This is a genomic window from Planctomycetaceae bacterium (assembly GCA_041398825.1).
Lineage (GTDB): Bacteria > Planctomycetota > Planctomycetia > Planctomycetales > Planctomycetaceae > F1-80-MAGs062.
In genome coordinates, this window is record JAWKTX010000004.1 from 524,267 (window position 1) to 539,918 (window position 15,652).

The following is a 15,652-nucleotide window of genomic DNA, read 5'->3' on the forward strand; positions in this document are numbered from 1 at the left end:
CAAACCTCGTTCCACGCGAGTCGGGAATCCGCAGACGAAATTGGTGTGCTTACTAGTCAGGGACCTGGAGGAATCAACCGGACGCTTCGCAGATCGAGTAATGCTGAAATCGGTTTCTCGGGACAAGTCACGATGATCTGACGTCGACCACCATGAAGATCCAGTACTCCCACGGTCCACGAGCGGTACTCATCCCACGTCCCTGTACCGGGGATACGTGCTGACAGAAGCCTGGTCCCAGTGGAAAACTTGATCACGCCACCTGCCGTACCGTTGTCACACGCATAATCGACTTCCACTGTCCACTGACCGGATTTCGGAACATCGATTGTCCACACGGCATAGTCGTCGGTCGATGACCACCAGCCCAGGTTGCCGTATTTCTGTTCGAACACAAGGTTCGGCCCATGGATCTCCGCAGCGCTGGCGGGCAGAGTGATGCTGCCGTCAGCGTTGGGAGCAATGACTCGCGGTTCGTTGCCATCGAAGCGTTTCAATGTGGTACCGGAGGACTGCACGAATGCGATGACTTGTGCCAGGTCTTCGGCAGAGAGATCCTTTTCGAGTCCTTCCGGCATCAGCGATCTGTTACTGCAGATGAGTTCTTCCAGATCCGTGCGAGCCACGATCTGCTCTTTCCCGTCTGTACCCAGCAGAGTCACGCTGTTACCGGTTTCGTTCAGGAGCATACCACTGAATGTGCGTCCGTCCTGTGTGACCGCGGTGTAGCTGAGAAATTTGGCTTCGACCGCCTTATTGGGATCAAGGATGGCCGTCAGCAGGGCATCGGTAGAACGATCCTTCAACGCAGCCAAATCGGCTCCAATCTGCTTTCCAACATCGCCGATCCTGTGACACGCCGCACAACGCTTTTCAAAGACGGCCTGGCCTGCAGCCGCCTGAGATTTGAGATCTGAGATTTCCCACCTGAGATTTGAAATTTGTGATCGCAAGTCTTCGACCACTGAGCTGCGAGCCGTCGTCGAGGGCTGCCCCAGCACATTCGCCGCCTTGACACGAATATGATCGTCACGATGCGTCAGCAGTCGCTCTCGCACGACGGCGTCCAGATCCGACGGCGTGATCTGTTGTTGTTCCACCGCGCCAAGCAGCTGAAGCGTTTGCTCTCCATTCTCCAGCATAGCACTCACGACTCGGTTGCGAATCACAGGAGTCAGTTGTTTCCAGATCCTCAGCAGATGCTGTCGTCCAGTCGTCGATCCGGCGATTACGGACACGGCTGCCGCCTGAACTATGTTTGGCATGGTGGGCCGCAGCAGTTCCATCAGTTTCTCCAGCAACTCGTCCTCCGCGCCGCCGGAAGATGCGAGAAACTGAAGCGCAGCCGCTCGCACAGCGGGATCCTTGTCCTCGGAGAAAGCCACCTTCGTTGCTCGCTCACGCACACCCGGAACAGACAGTTTCAGACGTGCCGGGACATTGGTTCCCAGTGATCGACTGGCCGCCGACCATGAATCGGCAGCTGCAGTCCAAGACGCAGCAGAAGATGTTTCTGAAAGCTTTTGCAGCAACAGAGTAATGATGTCACCCGCCACGTCCGGCTTCTTCATAGACACCGCCTGTGATGCCAGTTGCCAAAGCAGGTGATCAGCCGAATGGCTTTCCTGCTGTGCCATCACGCCTTCAACCACCTGTCGGATATTTTGTGGAGACAGCGATGTTCGAATCGCATCTGACTCATCCTTCGGGATCTCAGAACGAAGCATAAGTTTCACCAGAAACTGCGCCGCAGCGGGATGCGGAGATGCTCCAAGCGACAAAGCCAGTTGTTGCCGGACGGAGGCCGACGGATCTTGTGTCAGCTTTTCGAACGTTGGAGGAATGTTTCGTTGTGGATCACCAATCCACGGTTCAAGTAATTCCACCGCCGCTCGCCGAACTTCCGGCTGTTCATCCAGCAGCGCATTGGCGAACAACGACGCGTTAAAGTCCGGACGATCTCCCACCTGCGACAACGTCCACATCGCCTGAACTCGCACTGCCGGATTCTTATGCATCATCATCGTCTCAATCAGCTGATCTACCGCAAAGTCTTCTCGACGATGATGCAACAGCAATCGTTGAGCTGTGTCTCGCCACCAGCCGTTTGCACTGGCAAGACGTTCGGCGAGAGTTTCCGGTGGTACGGCCGAGGCGGGTTTCTGGTACCAGTCGTGTTGCCTGCCTGCCGCCGGGGTGTTCTGCCGTTCATTGCTCACGACCCGATAGATCCGGCCCATGGCGTTGCCAGCGTACAGGTCCAGCTTGCGCTGGTATTCGGCGGGAATCCATTGCGGATGTTCGATGACCTGGCGGTACATGTCGGCGATGTAGAGGGCTCCGTCCGGGCCGGTGCGAACCATCACCGGGCGACTCCAGTTGTCGGCGCTCGCCAGAAATTCCGACTGCTGTTCGTCTTCCGCTCGACGCCCTTTAAATGTGACTCCGTCGCGTTCGAGCACCAGACGCGACACCAGATTATGAACGGGTTCGCAGGTGAAGGCATTGCCGTAGAATTCTTCTCCCAGCAGGTGGTCCCGGTAAATTGACGTACTGCACGCAGAGGTAAAACGATTGGCAGCATGGAAGTCGTTAAACCGAGAGAGCGTTGCACTGCTGGGAAACACCGGAGCCGCACCGGGGATTTCGGCGACCTGAGCCTTCGTTTCCAAACCCGTTGCGAACGGGTTGCGTTTGAGGTAACGTTCTTCGAGCACATAATGCCAGATCGGATTGCTGTTATTATTGCCAAACCAGTTGCCAAAGTCGTCGCGTTCACGACCGAACTGGGTCTGTCCGCTCAGCGTTTCGACAGCTCCACTGTCGGGATGAATGCGGATGTCGCGGCCGCGGATGCTGATCTGCCGAACGGGAAGTTCGGATGCCCGGTTGTCGACCGTGTGGACTGCTCGAACATCTCCGCCGCTGTCGCCATTGGCCAGGTACAGCCAGCCGTCCAGCCCCCAACGCATTCCGTTGACGCGATGCTGCTGATTGCCTTCCACAAATCCGGTGTAAAGAACTGTCCGGGTGTCCGCGACGAAATCGCCGTCTGTGTCTTCGGCATAGATGATGTCGGGAGCACACGTAATCAGCCAGCCGCTTCTCCAGGGATGAAGACCACTGGGAAAGCTCAGCCCGTCAAGAAACGTTGTCGCCTTGTCGTAACGCCCGTCATGGTCGATGTCTTCAAGGACACGAACGCGCCCGGTGTTTTCCTCGTTGGAAGGATACCCGCCCATTTCAACGACCCACAGACGACCATTGACGTCCCAATCGAAGGCGACCGGATCGGCGATCAGCGGTTCGGCAGCAACAAGTTCTACTTTCAGGCCGGGGCGGATGGTGATGGCAGCGAGACTTTCCTCAGGCGATTTCGGTGCAGGAAAGTCGGCTCGCAGTTGTTCCGAATAGAATTCGTGAGGCAACAGCTTTTGAACCGTGTCGCAGATCACGTCCTCGGCTTCGGGAGCCAGTCGAGTCGGACGGCGATAATACCTCATCGAAGAATCCGCTTCGTAACCACCTTCGCGCAGAATGCGTTTGCTCGCGATGTAACACGGTACGTCGTTGCTGTAGGCGTTGATCCACAATCGATCGCCATCGAACATGTCGTTCATGCGGATCGAATAATCAACAACGACTTCACCACCCAGAAACACCATCGCCAGGTCATTGCCGAAGCACCACGTTTGCACGGGGTAGTCGGGCACGGTGGTTGGGATGCTTTCGCCGTCGTCCAGCATCTTCAGAAAGTAGCGGGCGCGTGAACCTTCGACGCCGGGATCTTCCTTCAGTGCTTCGAGGTCTTCCCGGGACGGTACCGGCCCGAGCGGCAGATCAACCTTCAGCATGTTGCAGCTGATGGTTGGGTCGATGCGGGAAAGTTCACGGCTCAGCAAGCGTTTCACTTCATCCGCCACCGTGCGACCGTGCTGCTGAGCCTGTTCGTGAGTGCCCCGGGGAGACGGGTTCGCATCGGCTCCGCAGCCAATGGCGATCAGAGCGACTGCGTTTTCGTTTCCGGACTCATGCAGGTCGGCTTCGATCATGTCTGCGGCGAATCCGGGCCAGTCCCCACTGATCTGGTTGAACGAACCGGTCTCGGTCGTTGCGTGACACGCATAATTCGCGAGTACCGCGATCAGCTTTCCAGCTTCGTCATGTGCGGCCAGCAACGGAAAGCGTTTGTCCGTTGGCCCATCGGGCACTTCACCGAAGCCGGTCCACTGTCCGTTATTTAGAACTCGCCGGTTCATTGCGAACCCCAGTTCTCCGAACGCAAGCGACAGATGTCCCGGTCGGCGCGCTTTGATCGCCTGATCCGCAACATCAACAAGCTGGTCGATCAGTTTTGCTTCGTACTGCTTCAGGTGTTCCGCGTGATCCTCGGGAATCTCGGCGAAGATATTGGGAGCGAAATCTCGCAGCCATGGACCGGAATGGGTGTGCGTGGAACTGATGGCAAATCGTTCGCGCGGGATGTTGTATTTGGCTGCAACCTTCTCGAACACACTGTCGGTCACTGATGCCGGAACGCCGCAGTTATCGACGGTGATGAGGACGGCGAGAGGCCGTTCAATGTCAATTTCCCCGCGATTCAGTCCCGAAGGGACGGCAGCCTGTAGCCCGGGGCGGAAGCCCGGGGTATTGGTGTTTGATGATGACTCCAGCCCGGAAGGGGCGGCAGCGACTTCACAACAGGATTCGTTGGCCGGATTCTCGTTCTGTCGCCCGTTCGGGGCTTTCGCGTTTGTGGCAATCACGTTCCCCTGACTGACGCCGGGGGCTACAGGCTGTTGCCGCTTTGCGGCTGAATCCGGGGCGGTTTTCGATGTCGTCTTTGTGGGCGATGCTGGGACGTTGTTGGGTGTGCCATCTGCGGGGCTCGTCACGCGGAGCGTGACGGCGACGTTGGGGCTGGGACCGCCAATCGCCAGGGCTCGAGCATGAATGCGGACCGCAGCACCTTCGGATTCGGTCATGCGATTGCCGTACCCGGTGAGACGCACCGGGTGGTCAGGCGTAATGTCGAGAACGGCGGCACCGATGGGCACAGGTGTGAGATTCTGGCGAGCGTCTCGTTTCGCGACGGCTTTCTTCAGGCCGTCGAAGGAAACACGTTGAATCAAATCCGGCAGATGGGCAGTGTCTTCATTCATCCAGCAAACGTGATTGTCGCGAACGAAGACACCGTTATGGCTTCCATCATCGCGACGCAGCGGGAGCACTGACCTGGAAAGTTCGGCCTGAAGTGCATTTTGAACGGCGTCGGGAAGCGATGCGATGTCAGTGCCAGCGGCGTTCCCCGTCCGATAATCACGCTGAGTGGCCCTTTCCACGACCTCATCATCGGCGTCTCGCAGCGCCGTATTTCCGAATGCAGCGTTCAAGCGTTCCGCTGCCTCCCGGAAGTTCAGGAACTTCACTTTCTTCCCGTGCTTCGCCACGGCGTAGTCGATGAAGGCGTTGACCTGTTCGGCGGTGATCCAGCCATGCGGATGGAAGACCAGATTGAACGTGCCCTTCTTCAGCACGCAGATGTCGAGGTAGGCTTTCCAGTCTTCGATGGTCTTTGGATTGTTGACTCCGTGCAGGTGTTGAGCCGACCAGTCGCTGGGAGCCACGCACGGGAACTGCCAGCACGTGTTGTTGATCACGTATGGATACGGGTAGTTGGTGATGTAGTTCACAAAGTTATTGTGAACCGTTTCGCCGCGTTTGAGCCCTTTGACTTTGTACTTCCAGAAGCGTTCGGTGCCGTCGTCGTCCAGCACGAGTTCGCGCGGGATCGTTTCGTCGTCAGACGTGAAGAAGTTCATCACGGACGAATCGATCTGCAGAAAGTGGCCGCCTTCCGTCGTGCCCGGGAAGATTTCGGAAAAGAACCTGGGGCTGACCGTGTTCAGTGAATCGCAGCATGGCGTGCGAAAGGCAACCGGCTTGTTGCCCGGGATTTCGTTCAGCAGATCGATGCAGCGATCGTAGGTCGATTTGGCTTTGGCGAAGTCGCCGCCCTGAAGAAGAGGGCACGGGTGATCGACCGTGTGGCATTCAATGCTCAGCCCTTCTTCAAGCCAGCTTTGTAGCTGTGGGTCATCGGGCTTCACGCTGCATGTCATAATGCTGACGGGTGCCCGTCCGTCAATCTGTTTCAATCGGTTGAGGATGGGTCGGAGGTACTGTTCGTACTTCGCGGTGTCTCGCATGTCGTCAATGGCAAGCACCACGACACACTCAACGCCGTCGTCCCCAACCCATTGCGGAGTGGTCAGCTTTGGGAAATTCTTGTCGGGGTACCATGGGTTGCTTTGGTGCAGGTATGACAGCTCGGGGCCCCGGGAAACCGCCACTGACTCTTCCGCATCGAAATTGCATTCGCAGGGAGTCCCTGGACCTGCGGCGGCACAGGCCAGTTCAACAAGTGAAGCCGCTACCAGCAGACAGACGAAGGAGGGCAACGAAGCACGCATCTGAAAGTCTCCCGGAGATCAGTTCAGGATCAGAAATCGGGCTGTGAATCAGCTAATCAACAAACAGAAATTCGCTCAAATTGAAGAGCATTCGCGTCAGGTTTACCACGCCGTGCTCTTCCGCATATCCGACCATGAGCAACTGTTCCTGCTGCGATGGTCGGCGACCTGTGACCCGTTGAAACGCGATACCGACCTGAGTCGCAACGTCACCAGATTCTTCGGTGAGGGCATCGGCAAAGTGTCTGGCCATGACCAGATTGAATCGATTGTTCAGCAACGACAACGCCTGAAGCGATGTAATTGTCTCGTTGCGACGTGGCGTGCTTTGAGAGGAATCTGCGCAATCAAGCGTTGTCATGAATGGATTTGGCTGCGATCGCACAACGAACCGATAGATGGACCGGCGATGTGACGCTGGCGTGTCCGGATCAAAGTGAGCGTATTCGTAATGCGGCGAATGTTCGGGCTTCTCGAGCTCAAACAGATAGTAGCCCGGACCACCCATCGTCAGATCAAGCCGGCTACTCACCATCAGGATAGAATCGCGGACTTCTTCCGCAGACAACTTTCTTCGATTCATCCGCCAAAGCAGACGATTGTCTGCGTCGATGGAATTGCACTCGGAACGATCCAGCGAAGCCTGACGATACGTTTCGCTGGAAATGATCAATCGATGCAGCTGCTTGATGGACTGACCATTCTGCAGGAACCAGACCGTAAGCCAGTCCAGCAATTCCGGATGAGTCGGCAATTGCCCCATGCGGCCGAAGTCGTTTGGCGAATCCACGATTCCCCGACCAAAATGGTGCTGCCAGACACGATTGACGATCGATCGCCAGGTAAGTGGATGCTTGTCGGAAGTCACCCACCGCGCTAACGCAGCTCTTCGATCCGCTTCCGAATGCGACTCTGGCAATTCGAAGAGGGTGATATCATTACCGGACAAGGGTATCGTTCCTGGCGCGGCTATTTCCCGCGGTTGCGTTTCGTTGCCTCGATGCAGCACACGAATCGATCTTGGAATACCTCCCGTTGATTTGAAGTTTCCTTGTGGAGCAAAGTTTGTTGCGGCGGCGTATACCATTCTGCCAACGGGCAATTTCGCGAGCCGCTCTTTGAGGTTTGCCTGTTCTGTTGTCAATTGCATTCGTTTTGCAATTCGTTCCGGTGTATCCAGACTTGCTCGAACCGCGGCAAGATTCTTACGTGCCTGGTTCAATTCACGACTTGCCCCGGCGGCTGCAGGTTGAGGCCAGATGCCATCGGTCAGGTTCGATTGTCGCCATCGCGGCCCTGCTTCGATCGAATCGAGTGCCGTCACCGAACACCCGCTCGCGATGTTGCTCCCGGATTCATCCAGCGTCTGAACTTCGGACAATGCCAGAATGTAGTCGCCTCGACGTTCGGCAAGTTTTGTCGCTGTCACACGCAAATACCTGGCGATAACCGGTTGAGGTAAGGTGATTGATACTGCTTCAAGGGCAGGATTCAGGTAGTCGGTTCCGTGAGTGTCGAAGATGATGGATTGTCCTGGCGGCGAATCCGGATGAATGCCTCCGGAAGACGCATTATTTCTCTGCTGGCTGGTTTGCAGGACCACCTGAAACTGCCGCGGAAAACCAAACCCCGCACCGATGCCTCCGAAGTCATCGTGACACGGATTTAAGACAACTTCGCGGATCGCTCTGTCGGATCCCAGGTCAATTTCCACCCACTTCACCACATCCGAGCGGGGGGCGATTTGGCTGTGATAGCCGAATTCCGGTTTCTTGTCGTGTGGTTCTGCCAGCGGGGTCAGCCTGGCGACATCAGCCTCCGCAAGCTTCAACAGATCTCCACCTTCGGTTTCGATCTCTCTTTTCAGTTCTTCCAGAGCTTCTTTCACTCGAAGCTGCTCACTGGTCAAACGACGGCGTTCTTCCTCTGTTTCAGGGTCAGTGTCGAATGGTCGTTCCGAACGATCCACTGCGGCAAAAACCGACTGCAGATCGTAGTAATGCTTCTGTGTGAACGGATCGAATTTGTGGTTGTGACATCGCGCGCACTGGATGGTAACACTGCAGAAAGAATTCATGACATTGCTGACCATGTCGTCTCGGTCAAGATTTCGAGCCACCATACCATCAATTTTCGATTCCGGAACTTCAACGTGACCGATGAAATCCCACGGGCCGGCCGCAATAAAGCCCAACCCAAGAATGCCGTCGGGTTCTCCGGGAAACAGTACATCCCCGGCAATCTGTTCCTGAACGAAACGTCCGTACGGCTTATCTTCGTTAAAGCTTCGAATAACGTAGTCGCGATAGGGCCATGCATTCGGACGGAGCTTATCTTTGTCGTAGCCGCAGGTATCGGCATACTTCACGACATCCAGCCAGTGGCGTCCCCATCGTTCCCCGTAGCGAGGAGAATTCAGGAGACGCTCTGTCAGGCGATCCCACGCGTCCGCTCCTTTATCCTGTTCGAAAGCTTCGATTTCAGCCGGAGTAGGGGGCAACCCGGTCAGGTCGTACGACAGCCGCCGAATGAGCGTTCTTCTGTCGGCAGGAGCCGATGGAGTTAATCCTTTCTCAACGAGACGCTTTTGAATGAACGCATCAATAGGATGCACCGGAGGCGAGCTCGTTCCGGGAGGAACCGCCGGGGACTTCAAGGGGCGAAGCGACCACCAGTTGAAGTCTTCCACAACGGGTTCTGTCAGACGAACCGTATCCGGAAAAGGAGCTCCGGCAGCGATCCACTTACGTAGCCATTCCACTTCTTCATTCGTCAGTGCAGAGCCCGTTTTGGGCATCGACGGAGGAGAATCGCCTTCCGGCTGCACGACCGACATCAGATGACTGTTTTCAACAGAACCCGGCTCAACATAGCCGCTGTCGAATAATTCTCTGGCCGTCTGAAGACTAAATTCCCCAGCGGCTTCATCGCTGCTGTGGCAACGCAGACAGTGTTTCGAAAGAACGTCCAGCGCGCGATGCTGAAGGCCGGAATGGGCCTCATCCTGTCCAAACGCCCCTGACAGGCTGCAAATTCCGGGAATGATCAGCAGCCAGGCACACCATTTGAAGTGGAGTCTCCGGAGGCAGCTCTGAAGGCTTCTAAATACTGGAATCATCGTCATCATCAGTCTCTTCTATGTCCCGGTCGTTGGCTTCATCCATGGCAAGCAGTTCGGCCGGCAAGTCACGATTGTCAAGCGGACGCCATCGAAGTACATCGCGAGGCGGATCGCAGGTGGCTTTTCGTACGGTGACCTGCCAGTGGACATCGCCGGGCCCGTCCATGGTATCTCCATCCTTGATCACATCGCCATTCTCCAGCAAGTACAACGTGCCGTTCCGCATGAAGGCATCAACGTCCGACGGATCGTAGTCGCTGCCGCAGAAGACCGTCTCGAAATCTGAGACATTCATTTGCTGGTTCCCAACCGAATCCATCAGGGCAAACTGTTCATTGATGTTGAAAAGTCGGACATTGGCCCATGCGTCGATCGGCGGCATTTCGTTCTCGTTTGCAAACTCCAGGCACTGCTTCAGATTCGCCCTGTCCTTCAGAACTTCTCCGTTGGGATTGAAGTAACAAATGGCCTGAGGCAGGCTCAACAGCGATTCGGTCAACTGGGTCAGAAAGTCCAGTTCATCCAGGGTATTTACACTTTCAGGCATGATGGGCTGATCATCGCCCAGACCAAAAGCGTAACTCAGCCGAATACGAATGAACCCCTGATGGCGTTCGACGGCCGTCGGCCCGTCTTCCCACGCCCACGCCTGCTGCGCGGCTCGTTCCATGCTTCGAGGAAAGGTGAACGGGCCAAATTGGCCCATGACCCACGCACCAAAAAGTGTCGAGCTGGATTGTGGATCCCCCATGCTGTCCGGCCATTGTCGGTTGACCACGTCAATTGCGACAAAGCCATTCACATCCGGACGATAGGCAATCACCAAGGTTGGTCCGCCCAGCTCCCATGACGAGGAACGGTCGATCCGTTTGCAGATTTCGAAGCCGTCCAGGGCGGTTGTCAATTCGTCCAGAGTCGCTGGACCACTCAAGAGAACGCACGTTGTCTGAGTGTAAATACCTTTTGGCATGAGCGTCCTTTCCTGGCGGCGCAGTGGATAAAGTGAAGGGAGGGTATGTGAAGCGTGGACTTTCGCTGCGTTCGCGTGGAGGTCAGCGGAACAGACACCAATTGAGCACCTGTGAAGATCTCTGAGCAGCGTACGAGATGCGGTTGTGAATTGCGACCATCGCTGCATCCCGCTACAACCTGAATCAGACGTTGACAATCCTACGCATGCGACTCATCGAAAGCTAAACTGTGATCCGCGGGCGTGTACAGGTCGGATCCCAGCCGCTGCCACAGTATGCAGGTCTTGTGGACGCAGATCTTATGAGCTCGCTCAATCAGGCTGCGGGGTTGGGCGTAACAGTAACAATAGTCCGTTGAGAACTCTGGAATTTCGACATGACGAGACGATCTGTAGATAAGGGATATTCTGAAAGGGAATTCCCCGTGTCGGCGATGCCGATTCCACCTGCTGCACGTTCATGCCTTAACCGCTGCTCTGAGTTTCGAACTCAGTGGCTTCCCAGGTCTTTCCCAGCGAGATCATTTTGTACCCTGCTTTCACACGCCGTCGCAAATGTGCTGACTCTGCTGCTGGTGTTAACAACCGTGGATCATTCGGCTGCTCTTGCCGAGAACATCTCTGGCCTGGGCACTGCACAACAGCAGGACGCCACATCCCGTCCGCCCGGGATACCTGATGCCGCTGAAAAAACAGCGCTGCCCGGGGACTATGTGACCGAGGTTCGTTTGCCACCGAAGGCCAGTTTCCATCTGTTTGTCCTGGCGGGCCAGTCGAATATGGCGGGCCGAGGCGTGATTGAAAAGCAGGATACAGTGATTCATCCTCGGCTTCTGATGCTGAACAAGCAGGGTCATTGGGTTCCGGCAATTGCTCCCCTGCACTTCGACAAGTCCGTGGCTGGCGTAGGACCTGGTCGAACATTCGGCCTGGAACTTCTGAAAGATGACCCAACAATTACGATCGGTTTGATTCCCGTGGCTGTGGGAGGATCACCAATTTCTGTATGGCAACCGGGCGAATATTACGAACCCACCCACAGTTTTCCGTGGGATGACGCCGTCCACAGAATCCGAATTGGCAAGCGTGACGGTGTCGTCAGGGGGATTCTTTGGCATCAGGGGGAATCGGATTCCAATGAAAAATCTGCTTCTGCCTATCAATACGCCCTTGACCACCTGATTAATCGGCTGCGGGTTGAATGCGATTCGGAAGACCAGAATGGATTGATACCATTCATGGCCGGTCAGATGGGAAAGTTTGAAAGCCGACCATGGAACGAATTCAAGAACACGGTCGATGCTGCGCATCGCACCCTGCCGGACCGAGTTGAAAGGACCGCCTTTGTGGACGCCAGTGCGCTGAACCACAAAGGAGACAACGTCCATTTTGATTCAGAATCCTACCGCGAACTCGGACGTCGATTTGCATCGGCCTACCGACGACTCCGCGATAACGATTGAGTCTCAGAACACACAAGTGTCTTCGAACATTAGGGAGTTGAAACATGAAGTCTCGCACGTTCACGTTGTTTACCATTGCTCTGTTCAGTGCAAACTGTTCTCTCGTGGTCGCAGACGATGCCGCAGACCAGCAGATCCGTCGAGAGAAGGCATTCTCAGAGCAGATGGCCAAGTCGGTAATGATTGGTGCATTCACAGTTGACGGCAAAGAAGACGATAAGCCGCTGAAGGAAGAACGATACGAAATTGAGAGCGTCGTAAAGACGGGCGATAACTACTGGACGTTTACTGCTCGTGTCAAGTACGGCAACACCGACGTTAAACTGCCGATCACCGTTCCTATGGAATGGGCCGGAGATACGCCGATGGTGCTTCTGACAGACGCAACCCTGCCGGGCCTTGGCAGTGCATTTTCTGCTCGAGTCCTGTTTCATGACGGACGATACGCAGGTACGTGGCAGCATGGCAAAGTGGGCGGGCACATGTTCGGACGTATTGAAAAACAGAAGCCATCTGAATCAGCCAGCGAATAGACCGACCGCAACTGTCAGGTAAACGCCCGGGAACAGAGATGCCGAATACACTTTTCATCGGGACCGATGAAGCGGGCTACGGACCGAATCTTGGCCCTTTGGTCATCACAGCAACCAGCTGGCAGGCGCCTTCGGGGACGGCATGCGACAAACTGTGGGACCTGCTTGCAGAAGTTCTCACGAACGACCCTGCGAAGGATGATCGACGCCTCTTCGTTGCTGATTCCAAACAGGTCTACTCGCCCGCCAGCGGTATACTGGATCTTGAGACAGCAGTTCTCAGCATTCTGAGCGCACTGAATCTTCAACCAGCAACAACGACTGAACTGGGGGCCATCGTTGCGGGATCTTTGTTTGATGAACAAAGAAAAAGAGACCCGACACTGGCCACCGCTGGCACACCACTACCGCTGGCCGCGTTTCCCGATGAAGTGGCCGAATCCCGCGAAGCAATTCTGAATGCATTCCGGCAGACTCAGGTGCGTCTTGTCGCGATCCGCAGTCGAATCATCTTCCCACCGGAGTTCAATGAGCTTGTCAGCCGGGCAGGATCGAAGGGTGTCATACTTTCACAGTCGACAATGGATCTGGTTCATCAGCTTTGCCCGAAACGATTTCATTCGCACCATACCGAAGACCTCCGACGTGGACCTAAACGTCTTTTCGCACTCGAAGACGACGAAGCCACCGTCAGCTCCCCAACCGCCGCTGAGACCGGGGAAAACATCGACAGCGTGCATGTCTACTGCGACAAACATGGTGGTCGAAATCGTTATGATGCCCTGATTTCAGAGCAATTCGACGATCAGTTTGTCTTTCGACGTGAAGAGAGCACCGCGATTTCCCGTTATCAAATGGGCAAAGTTGAATTTTGTTTTCGCACAAAGGCTGAGGCTCTACTGCCAGTCGCATTGGCTTCGATGGTTTCGAAGTACGTGCGAGAGTGCCTGATGGAGGATTTCAATGCGTTCTGGCGAAACCACCTTCCAACCCTGAAGCCAACCAGGGGCTATCCTCTGGATGCGCGTCGATTTCGTGAAGATATCGCTTCTGCTGTCATGCAGCTGGGAATCGAAGAAAGCCACTTCTGGCGTTGCAAATAGAAACCTGTTTCGGCGACGCAGGTTCAGTAGAAGAGACTGCCGACCTGAGTTTCGATGCAAGTACTCACAGGCCATGAACACAAGGCCGTTTGAAGCTGCAACGGTCGCTCTCGCCAGGCAGGCGGGTTATGATGCTGGCGATTCCATTCTGAATCCTCGATGTTGTTTTGAATTCCGTCCCTGTTGTAAAAGGGTAATCCATGTTGCGTTATCCGATTCCATCGTTCGGACAACTCTTAATTGGGTCAATCGGCAGATCACCCGTACAGATTTGTGTCATCCTTGTTTTGCTCTGCTTCCGTTCCAGTGGCGTATTCGCCTGGCAGGCGGACTCCGATCCGGATTTGGGTGGCGTGCGTGAAGAGCACACAATGATTCCCATGCGCGATGGGAAGCATCTGTCTGCCTGGCTGTATTTTCCTGAGGGACAGGGCCCATGGCCAGCGGTGTTCGAACAACGCTATGCAAGTCTTCGCGCGGTCGGAACACGAAAGGCGGCCGCGGAACTCGCAGCCGAAGGTTTTGTTGTCGCTCTGGTCAACTATCGAGGCACGCATCTGTCGGAGGGAACGTGGGTTGGCTACCGAGCCATGCAGTGGGGAGAATTGAAGGATGGTTACGACACCTGTGAGTGGCTTGCCGAGCAGGATTGGTGCACGGGGAAGGTTGGAACATTCGGAAGTTCTCAGGGCGGATACGCTCAAAACTATCTCGCGGTTACTCAGCCTCCACACCTCGTATGCCAGCATATGACGGACACAGGTCTCAGCCTCTTCCACGAGGGATATCGGATCGGGGGAACCACGCGGCCGGAACGATTTCAAGGGTTGGCAGCAGTTTGCCGCAATCCCGAAGACAATCAGCGATTGCTGGAAGAATGGTTCCAGCATCCTACGTACGACGAATACTGGAAAGCTGAAGACTGCACTCTGCACTTTGCGAAAATGAATGTGCCATGTTTTACCATCGGGAGCTGGTACGACTTCATGAACCAGGGATCAATTGCCAGCTTTCTGGGGCGTCAGCACAAGGGAGGCGTCAAATCACAGGGCACGCAGCAATTGGTCATTGGACCGTGGCTTCATGGACGAACGAACAAGGGAAACAAAGTCGGCGAGCTGACCTACCCCCCGAATGCCACCTGGCCGGTTCATGACCACATGGTACGCTGGTTTAATTATCATCTCAAAGGCGTCCGCAACGGCGTGATGTCAGAGCCCACTGTGCGTTATTACGTCATGGGCGCAGTGGATGAACCATCAGCGCCGGGAAATACCTGGCGCGAAGCGGATGACTTTCCACCTTTGTCCCGGTTAACCAGCATGTTTCTTGACGCGGGCGGCAGGCTTGTGATGCGGAAGCCCGATCAGGAGGACGACGGAACCACGTACCACAGCGACCCCAACCACCCGATGCAGATTCCGGGAACGGCCTTCCCCGGCGCGAAGGATGCAAGAGCATTTGAAGAGCAGGCCGATGTGCTGACATTCACATCCGAGCCACTGAGTGAACCGGTTGAATGGACAGGTCGAGTGCATGCGGATCTGTTCTTCTCATCCACAGCTCGGGATACCGACATCATTGTCCGAATCAGCGATGTCTATCCGGACGGCCGTTCAATTCTGATCGTCGACTATCCGTGGCGGGCTCGGTATCGCGAAGGATTTGAACAGGAAAGACTACTGAATCCCGGAGAGGTCACAAGGATTCAGTTTCCGGTGGGCTGGATGAGTCAGATTTTTAACACAGGGCACCGGATTCGTGTAACAATCGCCAGCACCGGGGCTCCGCTCTATGAGCCGAATCCTCAGAACGGCAACCCCCTGACCCTTGAATGGCCATCAGATGCTGTCGCGGCCGACAATACGATCCACCACAGCAGTACCCATCCTTCTCGTATCGTTGCGCCGGTGATCAAGCCATGATTTTTCCCTGTCGGAATACACGCCGCGAACTGATTTGGCAAATGGGAGGTGGCTTCGCTGGTCT

Annotated in this window: 7 protein-coding genes; 4 read left to right on the forward strand and 3 right to left on the reverse strand. The window is 55.5% G+C overall.

Annotated features, from left to right (window positions below; all coding sequences use genetic code 11):
* Positions 1 to 56: 56 nt before the first annotated feature.
* The 3 genes from R3C20_10365 to R3C20_10375 are packed head-to-tail and all read right to left on the reverse strand — an operon-like array spanning position 57 to position 10,564.
* Entirely contained in the window at positions 57 to 6,473 is a 6,417-nt protein-coding gene (locus R3C20_10365) for a neutral/alkaline non-lysosomal ceramidase N-terminal domain-containing protein (protein ID MEZ6040901.1), read from the reverse strand.
* 52 nt (positions 6,474 to 6,525) lie between these two features.
* Positions 6,526 to 9,597, reverse strand: a complete 3,072-nt coding sequence (locus R3C20_10370) for a DUF1553 domain-containing protein (protein MEZ6040902.1) — start codon at positions 9,595 to 9,597, stop codon at positions 6,526 to 6,528.
* Positions 9,575 to 10,564: a DUF4261 domain-containing protein gene (locus tag R3C20_10375; GenBank protein MEZ6040903.1), complete on the reverse strand. Its 990-nt coding sequence runs from the start codon at positions 10,562 to 10,564 to the stop codon at positions 9,575 to 9,577. The genes R3C20_10370 and R3C20_10375 overlap by 23 nt, the downstream gene beginning before the upstream one ends.
* Before the next feature lie 377 nt (positions 10,565 to 10,941).
* On the opposite strand from R3C20_10375, the gene R3C20_10380 reads away from it, so the two are divergent.
* The 4 genes from R3C20_10380 to R3C20_10395 all read left to right on the forward strand — a co-directional run bounded on the left by R3C20_10380 (position 10,942) and on the right by R3C20_10395 (position 15,588).
* The gene (locus R3C20_10380) at positions 10,942 to 12,027 is read left to right on the forward strand and encodes a sialate O-acetylesterase (protein ID MEZ6040904.1); all 1,086 of its coding nucleotides are present in this window, start codon (positions 10,942 to 10,944) and stop codon (positions 12,025 to 12,027) included.
* A gap of 44 nt (positions 12,028 to 12,071) precedes the next feature.
* Positions 12,072 to 12,560 (forward strand): hypothetical protein, encoded by a 489-nt coding sequence (locus R3C20_10385; GenBank protein ID MEZ6040905.1) that lies wholly within the window; start codon positions 12,072 to 12,074, stop codon positions 12,558 to 12,560.
* Positions 12,561 to 12,598: 38 nt separating this feature from the next.
* A complete protein-coding gene (locus R3C20_10390; GenBank protein MEZ6040906.1) occupies positions 12,599 to 13,663 on the forward strand; it encodes a hypothetical protein in 1,065 nt (354 codons plus the stop codon).
* A 200-nt stretch (positions 13,664 to 13,863) separates the two neighbouring features.
* Positions 13,864 to 15,588: a CocE/NonD family hydrolase gene (locus tag R3C20_10395; GenBank protein MEZ6040907.1), complete on the forward strand. Its 1,725-nt coding sequence runs from the start codon at positions 13,864 to 13,866 to the stop codon at positions 15,586 to 15,588.
* Positions 15,589 to 15,652 lie beyond the last annotated feature (64 nt).